The organism is Streptomyces bugieae (assembly GCF_036352915.1).
GTDB lineage: Bacteria > Actinomycetota > Actinomycetes > Streptomycetales > Streptomycetaceae > Streptomyces > Streptomyces endophytica.
Genome location: NZ_JAZBJP010000007.1, coordinates 159,820 through 181,494, shown reverse-complemented (window position 1 = coordinate 181,494; position 21,675 = coordinate 159,820). Strand labels below are relative to the sequence as shown.

Sequence of the window (21,675 nt, the reverse complement as noted above, 5' to 3'; positions counted from 1 at the left end):
GCACGCACAAGTGAGCGGGTTTCTGACTGTCCGTCAGAAACCCGCTCACTGTCAAGGCCGGTGCGGTGAACCCCGGAGCGGCCCATGCCCTCGGTGCCGACCTCGACGTATCACCCCTCGTTCAGCCGCCACTCCCCATACGGCGGCCCCGGGTCAGCCGATGTTGTTCCCGAAGCTGACGGTGGCGTTGTCCTGGTCGATGGCCGTGAAACCGGACCCGTTGACGCTCGCGGTGTTGTTCTGATTGGAGGCGCCGGCACCGTTGGCGACCTGCTGACCGTTGGTCGCATTGCCGTGGTTGTCGCCGCCGATGAGAACGCCCCCCTGGCTCGTCGACGCCGCATTCGACCCGTTGTTCGCAAAGCCGCCGTTGTCGGCCTGCGCCACGCCGGAAAGGAGCGCCACCGCGAAGGGCAGTGCGGCGGCCACAGCGAGGACGCGGGCGGTACGGGTGCTTGCCATGTCAATTCCTCCTACGGAACACAACTTCTGGATCCGACCTGCCGGACCGGGCCCGCCGGGCCTGATCACGCCTGGTCAATTGCGGGAACTCCGTTGGTCCATCGGGTAGTTGGCCGGCCACCACGATGCTTGCCTCGACGTCGCGAACTCAGGATTGCCCAGGAAACCCTCGCGAATCCGCCACGAAGAGCCGATTCGCCCGCAAGCATGAGGAACCCTGGGTAAACCCCGCTGCATCACGTCGACCCACCTCCGCCCCACGGCGAGGACACGACCCGCCGGCGCCCCTCCCCCCACAGGGGGTGAGCACCCCCACCCGTCCGACACCCGTCCGACCTAGACGCCCGGCGCACAAACCCTCCGTCGCACGCCCCCCTTCCCTTCGTCGAACATCCGTACGAAAATAACGCCATGGCAGCCCTGCACCTACGCCATACCGAGCCACCGACCGCCGGGGGGCCGCAGTCACCGGCCGACGGGCGGCCGCAGCCTCCGGTCGACGAGCGCTCCCAGGCCCCGGCCGACGCGCGACGGAAACGACCGGCCGACGCGCGTCTGCAAGCGCCACCGACCGACGCGCCCGACGCGACCGCCGCAGGGTGGCAAGCGCCACCGACCGCCGACCCGTCACGCCCACCCACCCCCGAGCAGCGGGCACCCCGAACCACACCCCCCTCGCGCCCTGCGCGCCCTGCGCGCCCCTCGATCCCCTCGCATCCACCGACCACCGACCCGCCGCACCCCGCTAGCGGCAGCGGCGGCAGCGGCGGCGGCAGCAGCAGCGGCAGTAGCAGCAGCTCCGCCAGCCCCCACCACCCCGCCCTCACCCCACCCCCCAACGCCCACACCGCCGCCCTGACCGAAGCGCTCATGGCCGCCGAGCGCGGCTACCCCGTCATCCCGCTCACCCGCGCCAAGCTGCCCGCCCTCCGGTCCCCGCACCGTGGGCACCCCGAGGTCCCGCCCTGCCACGGCGGCTGCGGCCGTCTCGGGCACGGTGTCCACGACGCGGGCACCGACCCGTTCACCATCCGCCGCATGTTCGCCGCCGCCCCCTGGGCCACCGGCTACGGCATCGCCTGCGGCCTGCCACCGCACCACCTCATAGGTCTCGACCTCGACACCAAGAACGGCGCCGACGGCCTCACCGCCCTGCTGTTCCTCGCCGAGGCGCACGATTTCCCGGTCCCGCCGACGATCATGGTCCGCACCCCCAGCGGCGGCCGGCACGTCTGGTTCACCGGCCCGCCGTCCCCGCCCGTCCCGAACTCGGTCGGCCGCCTCGCCCCCGGTATCGACGTCCGCGGAGCGGGCGGCTATCTGGTCGGCCCCGGCTCACTCACCACCCACGGCCGCTACGTCCTCGCCCCGAACGCCCCGGCCCGCCCCGCTCCCGTCCCCAGCGCCCTGCTCACGCTGCTCACGGACCCGCTCCTGGCCCCCCTCACGCCCACCCGGCGCGCCTCCCCGCAGCACACCGGTGCCGGATACGAGCCCCCGCCCGGCGTCCCGCCCCAGCCCGCCGCGGCGCTCGTACGCTTCGTGCGCTCCTCCCCGGTCGGCCAGCGCAACGCCCGGCTCTTCTGGGCCGCCTGCCGCGCCTACGAGGACGGCCTCGGCCCGGAGCTCGCCGCCCGCCTGACCGAGGCCGCCTGCCACACCGGCCTCCCCGAACACGAGGCCCGCGCCACCATCGCCTCAGCGTCCCGCCGGCACCATGAGCAGCCGTGCTGACCTGACTTGACCTGACCCGACTTGACCTGACCTGACTGCCCTGCCCCCACCCCCAACACCCCAGAGCGGCGCGCCCAAGCCCCCCATGCGAAGGGCGCGCTACCCAAAGACGGGCCCGTCACCGCACCCGCTCCGGCTTCCTCCCCTCGATCAGAAACCGCGTCGTGTGCGCCACGAACGACCCCTCCCGCCGAATCTCCCCGTCCAACTCCCGCAGCCGTTCGCGGTATTGCTCCACGCTGAACCCCGGCACCATCCACACCACCTTCCGCAGGAAATAAATAACCGCCCCGATGTCGAAGAACTCGGTCCGCAACGACTCGGCCCGCAGATCGACCACCTCCAGCCCGGCCGCCTCCGCCGCCCGCCGCGCGTCCTCGGGGTGCCGCGCCCGCCGTACGTCCTCCGGCTGCGGCCCGAGGAAGTACTCCACCAGCTCGAAAACACTCGCCGGCCCCACCTGTTGAGAGAAATAGGTCCCCCCGGGCCGCAGCACCCGCGCGATCTCCTCCCACCACACCGTCACCGGATGACGGCTCGTCACCAGATCGAAGGCCGCATCGGCGAACGGCAGCGGCGGCTCATCCGCATCGGCCACCACGACCGCACCGAGCGGATGCAACAGCGCGGTGGCCTTGGCGATGTTCGGCGGCCAGGACTCCGTGGCCACCATCACCGGCGGCAACTTCGGAGCCCCGGCCAGCACCTCCCCACCCCCCGTCTGGATGTCCAGCGCCGCCCCCACCCGCGCCAACCGCTCCCCCATCGCCCGCTGATACCCCCAAGAGGGCCGCTCCTCCGTAGCCCTCCCCTCCAGCCACGAAAAGTCCCACCCCTCCACCGACACGGCCTCCGCCTCGGCAACCAATTCCTCAAACGCCCGCATACGACTCATACCCCCACACTTCCCCCAGCCGCCCCACAGCGCCACCCATTTATCCCCACCTCGAAGACGAACCCTCTGACGACACCTCGACCGACGAAACCTCGACTGACGAACCCTCGACCGAAGCACCGCTCCACACCCCAACTCCCCTCCCCTGCACAGCCGTTCCCCGGCGATGTCAGTGCGGATGGCTAAGGTCGGCCCCATGAGCAGAGGGAACTGGAGCGCCAAGGACATCAGGGAAGCGCGCGAGCTGGACGTACTGCGGTCGGAGAACGACGTCCTGCCCCTGTGGCTGCGTGAACAGCAGTCGCGGTTCTCGACGTGGGTGCAGGACATCGGCGGTCCGTGGGACTTCTCCCCCGAGTCATTGGATCTCCTGGAGGACGTGGTGCGGGAGAGGTTCCGCTCGGCGGAGGAGTTCCGGGAGCAGGAGGACGAGGCGTTCCTGCAGGTCGCCGCCTGGTATCTCGGGGAGGTGCACAACCACTACCGAGGCACCCAGTGGCAGATACACCCCGACGGAAAAGGCCACTTCCGGTGGAAGTCGTACCCCTTCGTCATCCCCCCGTGGGACCGGCTGGACGACTACGAGGACGAGGACGGCATCGAGTACGACGCCCGCCCCACCGTCGACCCCCTCAGCAGCCTCCGCCTGGTGCTACTGGAGCCCTACGAGCGGCCGTACCCGGGCCAAACGCTACGCAGCGAACTGGACGCCTACGAGACGAAGACCGAAAACAGGGGCGGCTGACCCAGCGCCCCCCGGCGCTCAGCCACCCAATCGCCTCGCCAGACATCCACCAGACACCCCCAGACACCCGTCAGGCATCCACCAGACACCCGTCAGCGCCCTCCTGGCCTGCGCGCTCCCGGCCTGGACACCGCCCCACGGAGGTCAAGAACGCACCGACTCGCGAACGCCGGCATATCAGTACAAAATGTCGATTTATGGGGCGTATAGGGGGAGGCCTCTGGCAGAGCAGCTCGCCGGACCCCAGTAGTCGCCCCGCGAACGGCCGCGTCGCCCGCCGTACCGCATCCCGAGTCCCGAGGCCCCGCCCCGGCATCTGCCCGAACCAGCAGGAAGGCTTCCGCATGGACCCCATGCTCAGCAGTGACGTGCTCGCCGAACTGCGCCGGCCCCGCCCGTACCCTGCCGTCTCCCTCGTGATGCCGACGCACCGCCGCGAACCGGAGAACGCCCAGGACCCCGTACGCCTGCGCAACCTCGTCGCCGAAGCCGAGAAAGCCGTCCAGAACGCCCCGGACGTGCCCCGCGAGGGGCGCGTTGAGGTCCTCGACCAATTGCGCCGAGCCGTGGCCGAGGTCGATCTCGTCCACGCCGAGGACGGCCTCATCATCTACGCGGCGCAGGGCGAACACCAGGTGTGGTCGGTGGCCCGTGACGTGCCGGAGCGCGTGGTCCTCGCCGACACCTTCCTGACCCGAAACCTCGTCGCGGCCCAGGCCGCTGAGCAGCCCTACTGGGCACTGGCCGTGGCCGCCGACCGGGTCTCGCTGTGGAACGGCGAGCCCGAGCGCGCCGCCGAGCACACCCGTGACGGCTTTCCCCTCACCCGGAGCCTCGAGGACTACGACGCAGAGCGAAAGGAACGCATCGGCGACCTGCCCAGCACCTTCCAGGACGAGGCCACCCGACACTTCCTGCGCGAGGCGCACCAAAAGCTGCGGGCCGTCCTCGCCGCCGAACCCCGCCCCCTCTACGTGATCGGATCGTCCGCCGCGCTGACCCTCCTGGAGGAGCTCGGGCCCCTCGGTCCGGACACCATGACCGTCGAGCACGGCGGTCTCGCCGACGGGCCGGCCGCCGGCGTGTGGCAGGCCGTCGAGCCACTGCGCACCGCGCGCGAGTCCGCGGCGACGTCCACCGTCGTCGCCGAGCTGGACACCGCACAGGGACGGCACGAGTTCGCGGGCGGTATCGACGAGGTCTGGCAGGCCGTGAAGGAGGCACGGGTGCGTCTGCTCGCCGTCGAAGACCACTTCCGGACCGTCGTACGCGAGGAGGGCGGACACCTGCAGCCCGCGGACACCGCCCACTCCGGGGCACGCGACGACATGATCGACGAGATCGTCGAACAGGCCCTGGAGACCGGCACCGAGGTCCGATTCGTACCCGACGGCACACTCACGGACCAGGGCTGCATCGCAGGCGTACTGCGCTACTGACGCCCCACAGCCACGGAAAGCTCGGCGCAACCGACCAACAAACACAGCCGAAGCGGGCCCGGACAACTCCGAAACCCGCTCCGACCTGCATGTTCTTCTACCTCAGCGGAGGCTGTGGGATTTGAACCCACGGTGACGTTGCCGCCACGACAGTTTTCAAGACTGTTCCCTTAGGCCGCTCGGGCAAGCCTCCCCGCGGCGCCGGCGCGTGGGAGCGCGGGTGCCGCGGGATCAGATTAGCGCGTCACTTGTCGCCCGTGCGCTGCCCCAGGGTGACTTTGGCCGTGTGCTCCTTGCCGGCGCGCTTGTAGGTCAGGGTGACCTGGTCGCCCGGCTTGTGCTGCCAGATTTCGCTGATGAGGGTGGGGCCGCTGTCGATGACCGTGTCGTCGAGCTTGGTGATCGTGTCGCCGGGCTGCAGGCCGGCCTTGTCGGCAGGGCCGTTCGGGGTGACCGCGTCGGAGCCGTTGTTGCCCGTCTGGGCGATGGTCGCGCCGTTGCCGGTGTCGCGCATGCCGACCTGGACGCCGATCTGCGGATAGACCGGCTTGCCGGTCTTGATCAGGTCCTGCGCCACCCGCTTGGCCTGGTCGATCGGGATCGCGAAGCCCAGCCCGATGCTGCCGGACTGGCCGGACTCGCCGCCCAGGCCGCCGCCGTTGCCGGCCGACTGGATCGCGGAGTTGATGCCGATGACGTTGCCGCCGGCGTCCATCAGCGGGCCGCCGGAGTTACCCGGGTTTATCGACGCGTCCGTCTGCAGGGCGCTCATGTACGACGCCTGGCTGCCGCCGCCGTCGCTGGACGCCACCGGCCGGTCCTTGGCGCTGATGATGCCGGTGGTGACCGTGCCCGACAGGCCGAAGGGCGCACCGATCGCGATCGTGGCGTCGCCGACCTGCACGTTGGACGACTTGCCCAGCGGGAGCGGGTTGAGGGTGGCGTCACCCGGGTTCTTCAGCTTGATCACGGCGACGTCGTAGCCCTGGGCGTGGCCGACGACCTCGGCGTCGTACTTCTTGCCGTTGGAGAACGTCGCGGTGAGCTTGCCGCCGTCGGCCGCGCTGGCGACGACGTGGTTGTTGGTGAGGATGTGGCCCTGCTTGTCGTAGACGAAGCCGGTGCCGGTGCCGCCCTCGCCGGTGGCGCCCTGCGCCTCGATCGTCACGACGCTCGGCAGCGCGCGCTGCGCTATCCCGGAGACGGAGGTGGGCTTGCGGTTCAGCGCGCCGGCGTCACCGGGCGCCGAGACCGTCGTCGAGGCGGTGTCGTCACGGCCCGCGGCCCAGTAGCCGATGCCGCCGCCGACTCCGCCGGCGACCAGCGCGGCCACCAGGACGGCGGCGATCAGCCCGCCGGTGCGCCGCTTGGGAGCCGGGGTGCCGGCCCCCGCCCACGGGTCGCCGCCACCGCCGTACGGGGGCCCGCCCCAGCCGCCGGCGGAGGAACCGTGGCCGGCCGCGGCGTACGGGGGGAGCTGCGCGGTGGGCTCACCACCCGGGTACCCGGAAGCGGTGGGCTCGCCACCCGGGTGCCCGGAAGCGGTGGGCTCGCCACCCGGGTGCCCGGAAGCAGTGGGCTCGCCACCCGGGTACCCAGAGGCAGTGGGCTCGCCGCCCGGGTATCCGGGCTGGTGCGACTGGGGTGACTGGTGGGGCGGCTGTGCGGGCCCGGGGCCAGGGTCGCCCGCGGAGGCGACGGTCGGGGCGAAGTCCGGCGGCGGGGGTGCCGCGGGGGGAGTCGCGGGCGCGGGCGGGGCGTCGGGAGCCTGGGCGCCGGAGGCGGACGCGGCAGCGCTGTCCGGCTGCGCCCCGGTCGGCGGCCTGGCCTCCGACGGGACGGCTCCCTCGTTCTCGGTGCTCACAGCTCTCTCCTCAGCTTCACGGCCTTACGGTCCCGCCCGGGCCGGCGGCCCGTACGGGGGTCTTGCGGTCCGGCCGGGCCTCACGGTCCGACCGGGTGGTGACGACAGTGACACGGAGTGCGCCCCGAGGCGCCCGGAAGGGCGTCCCCGAGTACGTCTCCGAAGACGTCTCGGAGGATCTCTCCGCATACCTCTCGGAGGGCGTCCCCGTCGTCGCCGAAGTGCCTGGTGGAGCGGTAGACCCGATCGTCCGGGGCTACCTCCGGTGGGCTCGGCTACCCACTTCGCGGCTCACCAGTACGCCCGGCGCGCCGTTCCATGTTCTTCCGTGCTCCTCCGTGTGCTTCCGTGCCCCGGTACTCCGGTCCTCCACTGCTCCAGTGCTCCGGTACTCCGGTCCTCCACTGCTCCAGTGCTCCGGTACTCCGGTACCCCAGGATTCAGGATCCCGGCGGTCTCGGCGAGTCCCGCGCCGCCGGACCGGGCCGTCGGTCGGGGCCGCGCGGTGGATCCGCGGGCCCTGGCCGGGCGGTACGGGCCAGGCGATACGGGCGAAGCTCCGTCCCAGCCTTTCCCACCGCGCGTCAGAGTGCCGTAAGCCGAGGCTGTGACTGTGCTCTCATCCTTTATGCCGGACAAAACGGGCGCATCCGTTGTTCCGCACGTCGGGGTACGGCCGCCCCACGCGCCGGGGTCCACGGGCGGGGCCCACACCGGGCCCACACCGGGGCCCACTCCGGGGCCACAGGCGGGCTCCACGGACGGATCCGCGACGGTACGCGCGGCGTGGTCCTCGACGGCGCTCGCGGCGAGGACCACGGCGGAGCCGAAGCGCGGCCGGCCCCCTCGCTCCGGGGTACGCCCGGGATACGCCCCGGATACGCCCGGGGTACAGCCGGGGTACGCCCGACCCACCGGCACCGGCGAGTGGCACGATAACGCGGTGAGCTATGCACGCCCCGCCCAGGACCCCCATCCGGATCGTCCCGCCATGTCCGTAGTGGCCCATCGAGGCGCCTCGGAGGACGCCCCGGAGCACACCCTGGCCGCCTACCGCAAGGCGATCGAGGACGGGGCGGACGCCCTGGAGTGCGATGTCCGGCTGACCGCGGACGGCCATCTGGTCTGCGTGCACGACCGGCGGGTGAACCGCACCTCCAACGGGCGCGGCGCGGTCTCCGCCCTCGAACTCGCCGATCTCGCCTCCCTCGACTTCGGCTCCTGGAAGGAGGAGGCGCTCGGCGGCGAGACGTTCGGGGCCGAGGCGCCGTACCGCCGGAGCGGGGTGTTCGGCGGCGAGGCGCCGGACCGGCAGAACGAGGATCCCGAGCGGACGTCCGTACTGACGCTGGAGCGGCTGCTGGAGCTGGTCGCCGACGCGGACCGCCGGGTCGAGCTGGCCATCGAGACCAAACATCCGACGCGTTGGGCCGGACAGGTGGAGGAGCGGCTGGTCGAGCTGCTGGGCAGGTTCGGGTACACGAAACCGGCCATCAGCGCCGACCGGCCGTCTCCGGTCCGGGTGATGAGCTTCTCCGCCCGTTCGCTGCACCGCGTCCGGGCCGCGGCGCCCGCCATCCCCGTCGTCTACCTGATGCAATTCCTCACCCCCCGCTACCGCGACGGCCGGCTGCCGGCGGGCGTGGGCATCGCGGGACCCGGCATCCGGATCCTCCGGGCACATCCCGAATACGTCGCCAAGGCACATCGGGCGGGCAATCAGGTGCATGTGTGGACGGTCAACGAGCCCGACGATGTCGTGCTGTGCCAGGAATTGGGAGTCGATGCGGTGATTACAAATCGCCCCAAGCAGGTACGAAGGCAACTCGGCCTTGGCTAAAGCTCATCACAGGGTGTGCACCGGCGCATTCGACCGGTATCCGATGCCGGTTTGTGCGTCACCGCGTGCCGGGTGGCCGGTTTCCGGTCCAGTCCATTGGGGCATTCATCCCGTGGCGTGGGGCAAAGGAGGTCTCGGGGGTGGCGTTGGTGGTGGCACAAGAGGTGCCGACGTCGTCGATCATGGCCGTACCCCATGGTCCGGTGGGTGTGGGCATGGCCAGGCGACGCATGCGTGAAGAGCTGTTGGCAAGCGGAGTTCAGGACACGGTCGTCGATGACGCGGTCCTGGTCCTTTCGGAGTTGCTGAGCAATTCCTGTCGGCATGCCCGTCCGATCGACGAACCCGGCCCGACGGGCCCGATGGCGGCCCGGAACGGCTCGCGGGTGGGGGCCGCGGCGTCCGTGCGGGCGTCCTGGCAGATCGACGGGCAGGGCCGGTTGACCGTTGCGGTCACGGACGGCGGCGGGCCGACCCGTCCCCGCCCGGCCACTCCCTCCATCACCGCGCACGGCGGCCGGGGACTGGCGATCATCCACTCGCTCACCAAGGACTGGGGCGTACGCGACAGCACCCCGGGTGAGGTCACGGTCTGGGCCGTGCTCTCTCTTCAGGGCGCATTCGCTACGCGCGTGGATCTGATGCCCGATCCGACGGCCGACGCGATGACCGACCCGGTTGCCGGGCTCCCGTCCTCACTCGCGCCCACCGGCCGGCCGCTGAACCCGGCCGCCTTCCTGGACATCGAGGACTTGGCGTAGGCGTACAGGACTTGGCGTAGGCCTGCAGGACTGGGCCCGGGCGCTGGATCTTGGCGTGGGCGCCGGGGACTTGGCGCAGGTGGCGTAAGACGCCGGGCCAGTCGGCTCGGTCGGCTCGGTCGGCTCGGTCGGCTCGGTCGGCTCGGTCGGCTCGAACGGGCGGCACGACAGCGGGCAGCAACGAGGCAACCGGCCATCGGCCGTCGGTGCCGTCGCCGCTCCCCCTCGCCCCACCTGCCATTGGCCACCGCCCACCGCCCACCGTCCGCGAAACACCCGCGACGGCCCCCCGCACGGTCAGGGCGGCCCGGTACGCGATCCTCTAGGCTCGCGCCGAAACGCGTACGCCCGGGATCGACCAGGAGAAGCCGTCGCATGGCCAAGAAGCGCCGCCCCCAGCCCCAGTCCGCAGCACCGCAGATCAAGGACGGGGAGGTGCCGGTCGTCGGCGCTCGTGAGCCCTGCCCCTGTGGTTCCGGCCGCCGGTACAAGGCGTGTCACGGGCGGCGCGCGGCGCACGCCGTCACCGAATTGGTGCAGCGCCCCTTCGAGGGCCTGCCCGGCGAGTGCGACTGGGTGGCGCTGCGCGAGCTGGTGCCCGCCGCCACCGCCGAGTTGACGCTGAAGGGCGGGCTGCCCGAGGGCGTGCCCTCCGTGACGCTGGCGACGGTGCTGCCGATGGCCTGGCCCGCGCTGCGCCGCGACAACGGGGCGATCCTGCTCGGGCTGCAGAACGACACCGCCTCCGGTGACATCAGCCGCGACCTCGCGGACACCCTGCAGCGCGCACTGGCCGCGGAACCGGGCAGTCCGGTCGCTGCCGCGCGCCCCTCCGCCGAGGGTCCGCGACTGCAGGACCTGCTCGACCTGAACGCATCTTTTGAGCCGACCGTCCACACGGGCTTCGAGTTCTGGGTGGAGAACGCCGAGAACGCCACCGGTGAGGTCGCCGCCTCTCTGGAGCGGGCCAACGCGGCCGCCATCCCGACCGCCCGGATTCCCGGCCTGGAGGGCGCGTACTGGTGCGAGGCGCCCGAGAAGAACCACCTGCGCTGGGTCACTGCCCACCCCGAGGAGCAGCTGCTGGACGCGCTCGCCCGGCTGCACGCCGCGGGCGCGTCCTCGCTCGGCGAGGGCACCCGCCTGGTCGGTTCGTTCCGCGCCCACGGGCTGGTCGTACCGGTGTGGGACCTGCCCTCGGAGATGGGGGCGGACGAGGTGGCCAAGCCGGCCGCGGAGTTCGCCGAGCGGCTGGCCGAGGCGCTCGCCGCCAAGACCCCGCTGACCGCCGACGAGCGCCGGGCGCGCGGCGGCCTCACCAACCGTCAGATCACGCTGAGCTGACCGTCCCGGCGGCGATCATGCGCACCGTACGCCTCCGGGGACCCTGGCGTGACACCGGTCACAACTCCCCCTACCTGACGGTAAATGAGCGTCCGGAATTCCACGATCGAATTTGCTAACCGCCGATCTCTTGTTACGGTTCTAAAAGCCCGGTCGCTGGTGCATCCCCCGTCGCCAGCGACCGGGCGCTTCCATGTCCGGAACCAGGCACTCCGATCGGCCGGACGATCAGCACCGGCGAGCACCCGCGAGCGATCAGCCCGAGTCGCCGCCCGCCGCCGGGCCACCCGCCGCCGGGCTCCCGTCGTCCGCCGCCGAGTTGCTGCCGGAGCGCAGCAGCAGCCGCTCCCCCGCCGTGTCCGAGAACTCCGCGACCGCCGTGTACCCGGTGCGGCCCGCGCGTACGGTCCGGCCGGCCGGCGTCTCGCACACGCCCGGCACATCGGCCGCCGGTACCTCGCAGTTCACCTGGACGCTCCGGCCGTCCGGGCGCAGCAGGGTCAGTACGGCCCGCAGCGCGCCGCCGGTGACATTGCGGTAGTACGTCCGCGCCCAGGTCCGGCCGCTCTCGGTGAGCACACAGGTCTGCGCCTCGATGCCCCGCCCGGAAGCGAGTTCGGGACCGCAGTGGATGATCCGGCCGGAGAGGAGCGGCAGCCCGAGGTCGTCCAGGGGGCCGTCGGGGGCCCCGGCCCGGAAACCGGCGGGCGACCGGGCGGGGCGGTGGGAGCGGGCGGCCGCGGCCACCTTGTCCGCGGCGGCGCCGATTTCCCGCATCGCGGCGCCCTTCTTCCCCGCCGTCCCGATGCCGCTTTTCCCCGTCTTGGAGCCGCTTTCTCCCGCCATGTCCCGTCCGAGCAGGGGGCGATTTTCGGCCGTGCGCGTTCCTTGCCCGAGGCGGGCTCCGGCGGCCCGGCGGTGGGGGAGCAGTGGTTCGGCCGGGCCGGCCATCGCGGCCCCGAGCGGTACGGCGACGGCGAGCGCGGCCACACCGGCGAGCCCGGTCATGCGGAGTTTCTGCGCACGCTGCATGGGCCCCACCTGCGATTGAGATGCCGTCGTCGACGCCGACGGCTTGACGGTGGGCCGAACCTATCGGCCGCGGGCGGTGCGTCCGGTCGCCCGGACACCCATTTCCCGTAGTGATCGGGGCTCGTCACACCCGTACGGGTGAACCGCCCGCGGTTCCTTCGCTGTCGCCCGCCCCGCGCCCGTCAGTAGGCGAGCCGGCTGCCGCCGTCCGGCGTGCTGGTGCTGGCCGTCACCAGGGCGTCGACGATGGTGGCCACCTTCGGCAGCCAGGGGGCGGCGGGGGTCGCTGCCGGCGGCCGCTCCCAGCGCACCCGGCCGGCGCCGATCTGGGACGGCGGGAGCACCACGTAGCCGCCCTCGCCGTGGAACCGCAGCGAGCTGGGCACCCAGTCCTGCGAGTGCAGCAGCTCCCCCAACTCCTCCAGTCCGTACGGCGATACGAGCAGGGACCAGCGGGTGGGCGTGGCGACCACGGGGCCGACGCGGACGCCGAAGTGGTCCAGGGCGGCCAGCGCGCGGACACCGGCGACCGCCGGCAGGCTCACCGCGCAGGGTGCGCGGCCGCCGGTGGCCAGCACGATCGGGGCGGACGGGCGGTTGGTCCACCACCAGCGCACCATCCGGGCGTCGGTGGTCGCCGCGAGCAGGCCGGGGTCGAAGGGGTGTGCGCCGGGCACCACGCAGTCCGGATCGGGGCAGCTGCACCGGCGGGTGGGCCGCTCACCGAGGCCGAGCCGGGCGCCGGCGGGCTGCCGGCCGGCGGGGCCGAGCGCCACGCCGGGAAGTACGGGCCACTGCCACTCGGTGGCGCAGTGGAGCGCCGCACCGAGCAGCGCCGACCTCCCCGTGCGCCGGAACAGGATCTTGCGTCGCCTTCCGAGGATCTCGCGCATGAGCGCTCGTTCCTTTCCGTTAACGCCAAGGGCTTGCCGAGGGCTTCGTCCATCGCTCTTCATGGCACTTCAAGGCACTGCTTGCCCGGTCCGCATGGTTTCGCACGGGCCGCTCGACGCCGTGGTGGCGCTCTTACGGCCCGGTCATGCAGCCGGGGTCGATCGCGCGTCGATCACGCCACGTGGATCTCTGGTCACCGCGTGTACAAGGCAGCGCATCACGTCGTACGCCGAGCGGGGAACGTGGCGAGGGGTGGCGCGCGCATGGCGCTTGCGCTTCCGGTGGTGCAGTCCCCGCCACTTGGAGGTGCGTGCGGTCGTCGCCGTATGAGACGCCGGTGCCCGCCGGAGAGTTCCCGGTGCGAGCCCAACTGGCCCCGCACCTTTCCGATTACGTACCCGCCATGGTGGTGATGACGCGCTGTCGATCGGCGCCAGTCGACCTCAAATTGACGCTCGTGGGGCTTTTTTCAGGCCAATCTACAGACCTCACTGACACCACAAACCCCACGGGGACAATGCTGGACATCCCCTCGCTGGTGCGTGTACATGTGGAGGCATTGATAGCGGAGCAGCATGACATGGGGGTTTGCGATGCTATTGAGGAAATTGCGCGCCCGAACGGATCGCACAACGTCACTCAACAAAAAGCCGCACTCCCTCACAATCAGCGGCCTGAACTGGAGTAATGCCTGGCGCGACGATAGCCGCCAGCCATGACCGCCCCTCACGTACCGAAAGTGGCTGGAATCGAACCAGCTCTGCCCGCTCCCACGCACACTGTCGGCCCGCATGTGGCGAAGACGCCCGCGGACCCCGCCTCCGGCAGCCCCTCCGACCCCTCCGACGACGCGTCCGACCCCGCCACCGACGGAGCCGGAACCGCCGCCCCCGACCCCCCGCCCGGCTCCGCCCCCACCACCCCCGACGTCTCCGCCCTCGACCAACTCGCCGCCGTCCAGGACCGGCTGGCCGGCTGGATCTCCGACCTCAGCACCCTGCACGACCTGACCGAACGGCTCGCCCGCACGCGGACGTTGGACGAGGCGCTGCACGAGCTGCTGCGCGCCGGCGCCTCGCTGGTCGGCGCCCGCCGCGGTCTGGTCGTCCTGGCGCCGGCCGACGGCCTCGGCCCGGAGACCACCGTGGGCCTCGGCCTCGGCCACGCCGAGATCGGTCACATCGAGACCGTGCCGCGCCGCGCCCTGTCGTACGCGCGGATACTGGACGGCCTTCCGGAGCCGGGCGTCTCCGGCGCCGGCGACGACGCCCCCGAGGGCACGGTCGGGCCCGACGACCGCACGGAGATCAGCGAGCCCGACATCCCCGGGGAGAAGGACCTCGACCCCCGGCTGCGGGAGGTCGCCGCCCGCCTCGGGTACGCCGCCAGCTACGCCGTGCCGCTCACCGCCGATCCCGTCGGCCGGACCGGCGCCGCGGTCTGGCTCTACGACGAACCGGCCGCCCCCACCGAGCGCCAGCGCCACCTCGTCGGCCTCTACCGCACCCACGCCTCCGAGCACCTCGCCCGCCTCCTCGAACTGCACCGCAGCCGGCAGGCCGCCGCCACGCTCCGCGAGGAGCTGCTGCCGCACCGGCTGCCGCGCGTCCCGGGCGTCCGCCTCGCGGTGCGGCACGCCACCGGACCGCGCGGCGGCGGCGACTGGTACGACGCGCTGCCGCTGCCGGACGGCGCGCTGGGCCTGGCGGTCGGCTCGGTGACCGGGTCCGGGCCGAGCGCGGTGGCCGCCATGGGACGGCTGCGGGCGTCGCTGCGCGCGTACGCGGTCATGGAGGGCGAGGACCCGGTCGCGGTCCTCTCCGACCTGGAGCTGCTGCTGCGGCTGACCGAGCCGGCGCGCAGCGCGACCGCGCTGTTCGCGTTCACCGAGCCGCCGCCGGGTGCCCCGGGCGGCCCGCCCGCGCCGCCGGTGCCGGGTGTGCTGCCGCGCAAGCTGGTGCTGGCCGGGGCCGGTCACTGCCCGCCGCTGATCCTCGGGGATCTGCGGACGGAGTTCGTGGAGACCACGCTGTCCGCGCCGCTGGGCATGCTGGCCTGCTGGGAAGCGCCGAGCGTGGAGATCGAACCGGCCGGCGGCGAGACCCTGCTGCTGTACAGCGACGGGCTGCTGCACCGCACCGGGGAGCCCATGGACCGCGCCTTCGCCCGGTTGCACACCGCCACCGCGGGCGTCCCCCGGGCGATCCGCCATGATCCGGAAGCGGTGGCCGACCACGTCCTGCGCACGATGCTGCCGCGGGGGCTGGACGACCCGTCGTCGGAGGAGGACGTGGTGCTGCTGGTGGCGTACTTCGAGGAGTAGCGCCCGCGATTGTGCAGGTCAGGCGGGTGAGCGGTCGTGCCCCGGAAGGGGGCGCGGCCGCTGCCCGACAGGTCACACCCGTTGCCCCCTGGACCGTCATCCGTCGGCACATACGATGGAATGCGGTTCACTCTTAAAAGGAGGCATTGTGACCGACGAGCTCACGCCGGAGACCCCGGACGAGGACGAGCAGCCGATCAAGCAGCGCAAGAACGGCCTTTACCCGGGCGTCTCGGACGAGCTCGCGGAGAACATGAAGAGCGGCTGGGCCGACACCGAGCTGCGCGACCTGCAGCCGATCGAGCAGGCCCCGAACGCCGCCCGCCGCCGCGCCGCGCTGTCCGCGCGCTTCCCCGGTGAGCGCCTGGTGATCCCGGCGGGCAACCTGAAGACCCGCTCCAACGACACCGAGTACTCCTTCCGCGCCTCGACCGAGTACGTCTACCTCACCGGCGACCAGACCGACGACAGCGTGCTGGTCCTGGAGCCCACCAAGGACGGCCACGAGGCGACGCTCTACCGCCTGCCCCGTTCCGACCGCGAGAACGGCGAGTTCTGGCTCAACGGCATGGGCGAGCTGTGGGTGGGCCGCCGCCACAGCCTCACCGAGTCCGCCGCGCTGCTCGGCGTGGCCTGCAAGGACGTGCGGGAGCTGGCCGAGGCGCTCAAGGAGGCCACCGGCCCGGTCCGCGTCGTCCGCGGGCACGACGCCGGCATCGAGGCCGCGCTGGCCGACAAGGTCACCGCCGAGCGCGACGAGGAACTGCGGGTCCACCTCTCCGAGGCCCGGGTGATCAAGGACGAGTTCGAGATCGGCCAGCTGCAGAAGGCCGTCGACTCCACCGTCCGCGGCTTCGAGGACGTCGTGAAGGTCCTGGACAAGGCCGAGGCGACGTCCGAGCGCTACATCGAAGGAACGTTCTTCCTGCGCGCCCGCGTCGAGGGCAACGACGTCGGCTACGGCTCGATCTGCGCCGCGGGCCCGCACGCCACCACCCTGCACTGGGTCCGCAACGACGGCCCGGTCCGCTCCGGCGACCTGCTGCTGCTGGACGCCGGTGTGGAGACCGACACCCTCTACACCGCGGACGTCACCCGCACCCTGCCGATCAACGGCCGCTTCTCCGACCTCCAGCGCAAGATCTACGACGCGGTCTTCGAGGCCCAGGAGGCGGGCATCGCGGCGGTCAAGCCGGGCGCCGCCTACCGCGACTTCCACGACGCGGCGCAGCGGGTGCTCGCCGAGAGGCTCGTCGAGTGGGGCCTGGTCGAGGGCCCGGTCGAGCGGGTGCTGGAGCTCGGCCTGCAGCGCCGCTGGACCCTGCACGGCACCGGCCACATGCTCGGCCTGGACGTCCACGACTGCGCCGCGGCGCGCACCGAGACGTACGTCAACGGGACGCTGGAGCCCGGCATGGTCCTCACCGTCGAGCCCGGTCTGTACTTCCAGTCGGACGACCTGACGGTCCCCGAGGAGTACCGCGGCATCGGCGTCCGCATCGAGGACGACATCCTCGTCACGGATGACGGCAACCGGAACCTCTCGGCCGCGCTGCCGCGCCGGTCCGACGAGGTCGAGGCCTGGATGGCCGGGCTGAAGAAGTAACCCTGGTTCACGGGCCGGTGGCGTCGTCCGCCGGCCCGTGGCCTTCCCGCGGGTACGCGCCCGCCCGGGCCGCGGCCCACACGGCGGTGGCCGCGGATTCCGCCAGCGCCGCGTCGACCGGGCGGCGGGCGATCAGGATCCGGTAGTAGAAGGGCGCGCCGAGCGCCGACATCACCTGCTCGGGATCGGTTTCCGCGGGCAGTTCGCCGCGCGCGACGGCCCGCTCCACCATCTGGCCGGCCAGCGCCAGCCGTTCGCCGAAGAACGACCGCAGCACGGTGGCCACCTGCGGGTCGCGGGCCGCCGCGGACACCACCGCCTCGATGAGCCGCCGCATCCGCGGCTCGCCGTAGAACGCGGTTATCGAGCGGGCCAGCGCACGCAGGTCGCCGGGGAGCGTGCCGGTGTCCGGCAGCGGCACGTCGGCGCTCAGCTCGGTCAGCAGGTCGCAGACCAGGCCCTCGATGCTGCGCCAGCGCCGGTAGAGCGTCGCGACGTGGATGCCCGAGCGCTGGGAGACCTTCTCCATGGTGAGTCCGGCGAACCCGCCGGCGCCCAACTCCTCGAACACCGCGGCCAGTACGGCCTCGCGGGTGCGCGCCGTACGCCCGCCGGGTCGGGTCTCGCCCGGGGCGCCCTGGGGCTGGTGCGCTGTCGTCACGCCGGCTCCGTATTGCAGTGCGGGATCACGCCAAGTATTGTCCGAGAAAGACTAACGCGAGCTTCTTCGCGTTAGATTTGGTGTGCGCCGGTCTCGCAGGGACAGGGGACGCCGCGGGGGAGGTCCTCCCACCGCGAGGCCGCGCCGCCATCCCTCCCGAGCAGGCACTTTCCGGCCAGCCCGCGGCCCCGCGAGGCAGCACCACACTTACACTCCGCGCCGCCGCGTCCGATGCCCGCGCACGTCCCCTGCCGACACCTCAGGACGCCATCGGCAGCGCCGCGCCCTCCCGCCACTTGAGGATCTTGTCGAAGCTGACCACCGCGCCCGGGCGGCCGGTGCGGTTGCGGTAGCGGACGTGGTCGGTGAGGGCCTCGATGAGAAAGAGCCCCCGGCCGTCCTCCGCGAACGCGGGGGCCTGGGCGGGGGCGGGGACGGGGGCCGGCAGAGGGCGGTCCGCGGGGCTATGGGGCGGGGCGGAGGGGGCGCCGCGGAAACCGGGGCCCGAGTCGGTGACTTCGATGCGGCAGGTGTCGCCGTCGATGAAGACCGTCACGCGGTAGTCCTCGGGGGCTCCGTCGCCGCCGTGCTCGACGGCGTTCGCACACGCCTCGGAGAGGGCGACCGACAGGTCGTAACAGATGTCCGGGTCGACGCCCGCCGTTTCCATCGTGCCCAGCAGCAGACGCCGGGCGAGCGGCACGCTCGCAGCCTCGCGCCGCAAATGGAGTGACCACCAGATGCTCATCGCTCCAGCCTCCTGGCCGCGGCTCGACATATCGATACGTATTGCCGTGCCCCAAGGTCCGTAAGCATGTCCGGGACGTGATACCGCTCATTCGGCGGATGCGAAGAGTGAGCGCATCGGTGTAGGCGCAGCGCCGCGCCCGCGCCTCCGCGCGCCCCGGCGGACGCCCTGGACGCCCCTGAGAGGCGCCCCTTCGGGCCGCCCTGCCGTAGGCCGCGGGCGGGGGCAGTGGGATGATGGCGCGGCCATGATTGCCCCGCCCGCCTCCCCAGCGCGCGCGGCCGCGGACCTGCGGCTGCTGAGGGCCGCGGTCTTCACCGCGGTCTGTGTCGCGCTGTCCGCGGCCGGGCACATGATCGCTTCCTGCGCCGCCGTTCCGCTGTGGACGCTGGGCGTCGCCGCCGCCGTGGTGTTCGCGGTCGCGGCGCCGCTGGCCGGCCGGGAGCGGACGCTGCCGGGCATCGCCGCGGGACTCGCGGTGGGCCAGCTGGCACTGCACTCGCTGTTCGTGTGGGGCCAGGTGTGCGGCCTGACGACGGCCGAGCGGATGGCGCGGCAGCGGATGCCGATGGCCGGGACGGCGACCGGTTCCGGGGGATCCGGGCACGGCGCGCTGTCCGACGCGACGGCCGTGGACCTGGCCCGGCACCTGATGTGCGGGCTCGGCACGGGCCGGCTGGACGGTGCGCGGGCGCGGCGGCTCCTCGACGGGGGCGGCTACGACATGGCCTCCGCGGCCGGTCTGGGCGCACCCGGCGGACCCGGGACGGCCGGTGGCGGCGCCGCCGCCGACCCGGCGATGACGCACGGTCTGCTGCCGTCGCTGCCCATGCTGCTGGGGCACCTGCTGGCCGCGCTCGCGGTCGGCTGGCTGCTGCGGCGGGGCGAGGCGGCGCTGTGGCGGCTGGTCCGGCTGTCGGCCCCGGCGGCGTACAAGCTGACCGTCCACGCCCTGCTCGGCGCGGTGCGCGGGGCACTCACGCTCGTCGGCGCCCTGCTCGCGGGCCTCGGCGCGGCGCACGAGGCACTGCTGCGCGCCCTCGTTTCGTACGGGGATGACAAACCCGGCCCGCAAGGTGCCGCGCTCGACCACAGTGTGATCCGGCGAGGGCCGCCTGTCGTGACCGCCCTGGCCCTCGCGGCCTGACGTCACGCGACGCACGTTCCCACATGGGAGTACCTCCCATGCCCTCAAGGCATGGGGGCGGGTACGGGCTCGCGCGGCGTCGCCGTGTGCGCGCCACCGATCACCGTCACCCGTATCTCTCTCCTTCCTGTGGAGTGCTTTCCATGTCGAACGCGTCGACCATGCCCAGCGAGCCCACGATGTCCGGGACTTCCGGGACTTCCAAGTCATCCGGAATTGCCGGATTCGTCAAGACCAGACTGCCCCTGGTGGGCGGAATCGCGGCCGGCAGTGTGCTGCTGCTCGCCGGGCCGGCCTTCGCGCACGTCAGCGTGCAGTCCGACGATGCCCCCAAGGGCGGCTTCGCCACGGTCAACTTCAAGGTCCCCAACGAGCAGGACCACGCCTCCACGGTGAAGCTCGAGGTGACCCTGCCGACCGACCACCCGCTGGCGTCGGTCATGCCGCAGCCGGTGCCCGGCTGGAAGGTGTCGGTCACCAAGACCAAGCTCGCCAAGCCGATCGAGATGGAGGGCGAGAAGATCACCGAGGCGCCCTCGAAGATCACCTGGACCGCCGACGGCAAGGGCGTCGAGCCCGGCCAGTTCCAGCAGTTCCCGCTCTCCATCGGCCAGCTGCCCAAGGACGCCGACCAGCTCGTCTTCAAGGCCCTCCAGACGTACGACAACAAGCAGGTCGTGCGCTGGATCGAGCCGACGAAGGAGGGCGGCCCGGAGCCGGAGAACCCCGCGCCGGTGCTCAAGCTCACCGCCGCCGAGGACGACGCGCACGGCGCGGCCGCCGACGCCAAGAGCGAGGACAAGGCCGGGGACGTGAAGACCGCCGCGGCCGCCGACACCAGCGACAACACCGCCCGCCTCCTGGGCGCCGCGGGCATCGTCGTCGGCGTCATCGGCGTCGGCTTCGGCGTGTTCGCCGGCCGGCGGCGCAACGCCTGATCGCCACCACGGGCCGGGCGGCGCCCCACCGCGCCGCCGGCCCGTCGCCCCGTTCCCCTGAGCGGGGCGCCGGACCACACCACACAAACGGGATACATCTGCAATGCGTAGCGCAATGCGTAGAAGGGCCCTGCTCGCCTCCGCCGTCGCGGCCGTCACGGCATTCGGCCTGACCGCCTGCGACCAGGGAGGCGACGGCGACAAGCCGGTAGCCCAGGTTTCCGGGGGCACCGCCGCCAAGCCCATCGTCACGCTCGACAGCCCGATGGAGAAGCCGGACCTGGTCCTGACCGACTCCCAGGGCGCCAAGTACGACCTGCTGGAGAAGACCAAGGGCCACCCGACACTGATCTACTTCGGCTACACCCACTGCCCGGACGTCTGCCCGCTGACCATGGCCAACATCGCGGTCGCGGTGAAGCAGCTGCCGAAGGCCGAGCAGAAGGACCTGCGGGTCGTCTTCGTCACCTCCGACCCGGAGCGCGACACCCCCGCCGCCCTCAAGAAGTGGCTCGGCGGCATCAACAAGGACTTCATCGGTCTGACGGGCCGCTTCGACACCATCCAGGCGGGCGCCCGCAGCGTCAACATCGGCATCGAGAAGCCGGTCAAGAAGAAGAACGGCGATGTGGTCTCCACCCACGGCGCGCAGGTCCTGCTGAGCTCCCCCAAGGACGACAAGATCCACTGGCTGGGCATGCAGGAGGCGACCTCCGACAACTACACCACCGCACTTCCGAAGATCATCAAGGGACAGAACCCGTGAACCGCCGCACCACCCTCGCCGCCGCCCTCGCCCTCACCGCCGGTCTGGCCCTGAGCGCCTGCGACGACGGCAGCGCCCCCAAGCTGTCGGTCAGCGGCGCGTACCTGCCGCAGCCGGTCACCCAGGACATGGCCGGGGCGTTCTTCACCGTCAAGAACACCGGCGGCACCGCCGACAAGCTCACCTCGGTCACCAGCAACTTCGCCAAGGACATCACCCTCCACAAGACGTCCGGCGGAAAGATGGAGCAGGTCGACTCGCTGCCGATCCCGGCGAACGGCGAGCTGAAGCTCAGCCGCGGCGGCAACCACCTGATGTTCATGGGCCTCAAGTACAAGCCGACCAAGGGCGACGTGATCACCCTCCAGCTGCAGTTCGCCCATGCCGAGCCCGTCAGGGTGAGCGTCCCGGTCAAGGCCGTCAACTACCAGCCGAAGAAGTAACGGGCGGCACGGTACGTCACGCAACCGCACTCA

20 protein-coding genes and 1 tRNA gene are annotated in these 21,675 nt (G+C 72.1%); 13 read left to right on the top strand and 8 right to left on the bottom strand.

Going from position 1 to position 21,675, the window contains the following annotated elements; all coding sequences use genetic code 11:
- Positions 1–153 precede the first annotated feature (153 nt).
- Positions 154–462: a hypothetical protein gene (locus V2J85_RS16190; RefSeq protein ID WP_261956604.1), complete on the bottom strand. Its 309-nt coding sequence runs from the start codon at positions 460–462 to the stop codon at positions 154–156.
- An 870-nt stretch (positions 463–1,332) separates the two neighbouring features.
- Between V2J85_RS16190 and V2J85_RS16185 the strand changes: the two genes are divergently transcribed.
- Positions 1,333–2,196: a bifunctional DNA primase/polymerase gene (locus tag V2J85_RS16185; RefSeq protein WP_330821964.1), complete on the top strand. Its 864-nt coding sequence runs from the start codon at positions 1,333–1,335 to the stop codon at positions 2,194–2,196.
- 118 nt (positions 2,197–2,314) lie between these two features.
- Here V2J85_RS16185 and V2J85_RS16180 read toward each other — a convergent pair whose 3' ends face one another.
- The gene (locus V2J85_RS16180) at positions 2,315–3,091 is read right to left on the bottom strand and encodes a class I SAM-dependent methyltransferase (protein WP_330822002.1); all 777 of its coding nucleotides are present in this window, start codon (positions 3,089–3,091) and stop codon (positions 2,315–2,317) included.
- A 196-nt stretch (positions 3,092–3,287) separates the two neighbouring features.
- On the opposite strand from V2J85_RS16180, the gene V2J85_RS16175 reads away from it, so the two are divergent.
- Both V2J85_RS16175 and V2J85_RS16170 read left to right on the top strand, forming a co-directional pair.
- A complete protein-coding gene (locus tag V2J85_RS16175; protein WP_261956605.1) occupies positions 3,288–3,836 on the top strand; it encodes a hypothetical protein in 549 nt (182 codons plus the stop codon).
- Between the two features lie 344 nt (positions 3,837–4,180).
- Positions 4,181–5,275 carry a baeRF3 domain-containing protein gene (locus V2J85_RS16170; RefSeq protein ID WP_330821963.1) on the top strand — a complete coding sequence of 365 codons (1,095 nt, stop codon included), beginning with the start codon at positions 4,181–4,183 and terminating at the stop codon, positions 5,273–5,275.
- Positions 5,276–5,381: 106 nt separating this feature from the next.
- Here the strand turns inward: V2J85_RS16170 and V2J85_RS16165 are convergent.
- Both V2J85_RS16165 and V2J85_RS16160 read right to left on the bottom strand, forming a co-directional pair.
- Positions 5,382–5,468, bottom strand: a tRNA-Ser gene (locus tag V2J85_RS16165).
- Positions 5,469–5,519: 51 nt separating this feature from the next.
- A complete protein-coding gene (locus V2J85_RS16160; protein ID WP_330821962.1) occupies positions 5,520–7,139 on the bottom strand; it encodes a S1C family serine protease in 1,620 nt (539 codons plus the stop codon).
- Positions 7,140–8,082: 943 nt separating this feature from the next.
- On the opposite strand from V2J85_RS16160, the gene V2J85_RS16155 reads away from it, so the two are divergent.
- The 3 genes from V2J85_RS16155 (at position 8,083) to V2J85_RS16145 (ending at position 11,084) form a co-directional block, all read left to right on the top strand.
- Positions 8,083–8,979, top strand: a complete 897-nt coding sequence (locus tag V2J85_RS16155) for a glycerophosphodiester phosphodiesterase (protein WP_261956608.1) — start codon at positions 8,083–8,085, stop codon at positions 8,977–8,979.
- 53 nt (positions 8,980–9,032) lie between these two features.
- Positions 9,033–9,740 carry an ATP-binding protein gene (locus V2J85_RS16150; protein WP_330821961.1) on the top strand — a complete coding sequence of 236 codons (708 nt, stop codon included), beginning with the start codon at positions 9,033–9,035 and terminating at the stop codon, positions 9,738–9,740.
- A gap of 375 nt (positions 9,741–10,115) precedes the next feature.
- A complete protein-coding gene (locus V2J85_RS16145; RefSeq protein ID WP_261956610.1) occupies positions 10,116–11,084 on the top strand; it encodes an SEC-C domain-containing protein in 969 nt (322 codons plus the stop codon).
- A 255-nt stretch (positions 11,085–11,339) separates the two neighbouring features.
- Here the strand turns inward: V2J85_RS16145 and V2J85_RS16140 are convergent, their stop codons facing one another.
- Together V2J85_RS16140 and V2J85_RS16135 are read right to left on the bottom strand one after the other, a co-directional pair.
- The gene (locus tag V2J85_RS16140) at positions 11,340–12,116 is read right to left on the bottom strand and encodes a hypothetical protein (protein WP_330821960.1); all 777 of its coding nucleotides are present in this window, start codon (positions 12,114–12,116) and stop codon (positions 11,340–11,342) included.
- Between the two features lie 182 nt (positions 12,117–12,298).
- Entirely contained in the window at positions 12,299–13,009 is a 711-nt protein-coding gene (locus tag V2J85_RS16135) for a bifunctional DNA primase/polymerase (RefSeq protein WP_330821959.1), read from the bottom strand.
- A gap of 404 nt (positions 13,010–13,413) precedes the next feature.
- Here V2J85_RS16135 and V2J85_RS16130 point away from each other — a divergent pair, with 404 nt between their 5' ends.
- From V2J85_RS16130 to V2J85_RS16120, 3 genes are all read left to right on the top strand, one after another.
- On the top strand, positions 13,414–13,698 hold the full coding sequence (locus V2J85_RS16130; protein ID WP_261956612.1) for a hypothetical protein: 285 nt from the start codon (positions 13,414–13,416) through the stop codon (positions 13,696–13,698).
- Positions 13,699–13,725: 27 nt separating this feature from the next.
- Entirely contained in the window at positions 13,726–15,333 is a 1,608-nt protein-coding gene (locus tag V2J85_RS16125; RefSeq protein WP_330821958.1) for a PP2C family protein-serine/threonine phosphatase, read from the top strand.
- Positions 15,334–15,481: 148 nt separating this feature from the next.
- The gene (locus tag V2J85_RS16120) at positions 15,482–16,939 is read left to right on the top strand and encodes an aminopeptidase P family protein (protein WP_330821957.1); all 1,458 of its coding nucleotides are present in this window, start codon (positions 15,482–15,484) and stop codon (positions 16,937–16,939) included.
- Between the two features lie 7 nt (positions 16,940–16,946).
- On the opposite strand, the gene V2J85_RS16115 is transcribed toward V2J85_RS16120, so the two are convergent.
- Entirely contained in the window at positions 16,947–17,600 is a 654-nt protein-coding gene (locus V2J85_RS16115; protein WP_261956615.1) for a TetR/AcrR family transcriptional regulator, read from the bottom strand.
- A gap of 259 nt (positions 17,601–17,859) precedes the next feature.
- Positions 17,860–18,348: an ATP-binding protein gene (locus tag V2J85_RS16110; RefSeq protein WP_261956616.1), complete on the bottom strand. Its 489-nt coding sequence runs from the start codon at positions 18,346–18,348 to the stop codon at positions 17,860–17,862.
- A 247-nt stretch (positions 18,349–18,595) separates the two neighbouring features.
- On the opposite strand from V2J85_RS16110, the gene V2J85_RS16105 reads away from it, so the two are divergent.
- The 4 genes from V2J85_RS16105 to V2J85_RS16090 all read left to right on the top strand — a co-directional run bounded on the left by V2J85_RS16105 (position 18,596) and on the right by V2J85_RS16090 (position 21,642).
- Entirely contained in the window at positions 18,596–19,495 is a 900-nt protein-coding gene (locus V2J85_RS16105) for a hypothetical protein (RefSeq protein ID WP_330821956.1), read from the top strand.
- A 179-nt stretch (positions 19,496–19,674) separates the two neighbouring features.
- Complete coding sequence (locus V2J85_RS16100) at positions 19,675–20,433, top strand: YcnI family copper-binding membrane protein (protein WP_330822001.1); 759 nt, start codon at positions 19,675–19,677, stop codon at positions 20,431–20,433.
- A 115-nt stretch (positions 20,434–20,548) separates the two neighbouring features.
- Positions 20,549–21,199: an SCO family protein gene (locus V2J85_RS16095; RefSeq protein ID WP_261956619.1), complete on the top strand. Its 651-nt coding sequence runs from the start codon at positions 20,549–20,551 to the stop codon at positions 21,197–21,199.
- The gene (locus V2J85_RS16090) at positions 21,196–21,642 is read left to right on the top strand and encodes a copper chaperone PCu(A)C (RefSeq protein ID WP_261956620.1); all 447 of its coding nucleotides are present in this window, start codon (positions 21,196–21,198) and stop codon (positions 21,640–21,642) included. The genes V2J85_RS16095 and V2J85_RS16090 overlap by 4 nt, the downstream gene beginning before the upstream one ends.
- Positions 21,643–21,675 lie beyond the last annotated feature (33 nt).

Excerpts from the sequence above, each read along its gene's own strand:
- V2J85_RS16190 (WP_261956604.1), bottom strand. The coding sequence starts at position 462 with ATGGCAAGCACCCGTACCGCCCGCGTCCTCGCTGTGGCCGCCGCACTG.
- V2J85_RS16185 (WP_330821964.1), top strand. The coding sequence starts at position 1,333 with ATGGCCGCCGAGCGCGGCTACCCCGTCATCCCGCTCACCCGCGCCAAG.
- V2J85_RS16180 (WP_330822002.1), bottom strand. The coding sequence starts at position 3,091 with ATGAGTCGTATGCGGGCGTTTGAGGAATTGGTTGCCGAGGCGGAGGCC.
- V2J85_RS16175 (WP_261956605.1), top strand. The coding sequence starts at position 3,288 with ATGAGCAGAGGGAACTGGAGCGCCAAGGACATCAGGGAAGCGCGCGAG.
- V2J85_RS16170 (WP_330821963.1), top strand. The coding sequence starts at position 4,181 with ATGGACCCCATGCTCAGCAGTGACGTGCTCGCCGAACTGCGCCGGCCC.
- V2J85_RS16145 (WP_261956610.1), top strand. The coding sequence starts at position 10,116 with ATGGCCAAGAAGCGCCGCCCCCAGCCCCAGTCCGCAGCACCGCAGATC.
- V2J85_RS16140 (WP_330821960.1), bottom strand. The coding sequence starts at position 12,116 with ATGCAGCGTGCGCAGAAACTCCGCATGACCGGGCTCGCCGGTGTGGCC.
- V2J85_RS16135 (WP_330821959.1), bottom strand. The coding sequence starts at position 13,009 with ATGCGCGAGATCCTCGGAAGGCGACGCAAGATCCTGTTCCGGCGCACG.
- V2J85_RS16130 (WP_261956612.1), top strand. The coding sequence starts at position 13,414 with ATGGTGGTGATGACGCGCTGTCGATCGGCGCCAGTCGACCTCAAATTG.
- V2J85_RS16125 (WP_330821958.1), top strand. The coding sequence starts at position 13,726 with ATGACCGCCCCTCACGTACCGAAAGTGGCTGGAATCGAACCAGCTCTG.
- V2J85_RS16110 (WP_261956616.1), bottom strand. The coding sequence starts at position 18,348 with ATGAGCATCTGGTGGTCACTCCATTTGCGGCGCGAGGCTGCGAGCGTG.
- V2J85_RS16105 (WP_330821956.1), top strand. The coding sequence starts at position 18,596 with ATGATTGCCCCGCCCGCCTCCCCAGCGCGCGCGGCCGCGGACCTGCGG.
- V2J85_RS16100 (WP_330822001.1), top strand. The coding sequence starts at position 19,675 with ATGTCCGGGACTTCCGGGACTTCCAAGTCATCCGGAATTGCCGGATTC.
- V2J85_RS16095 (WP_261956619.1), top strand. The coding sequence starts at position 20,549 with ATGCGTAGAAGGGCCCTGCTCGCCTCCGCCGTCGCGGCCGTCACGGCA.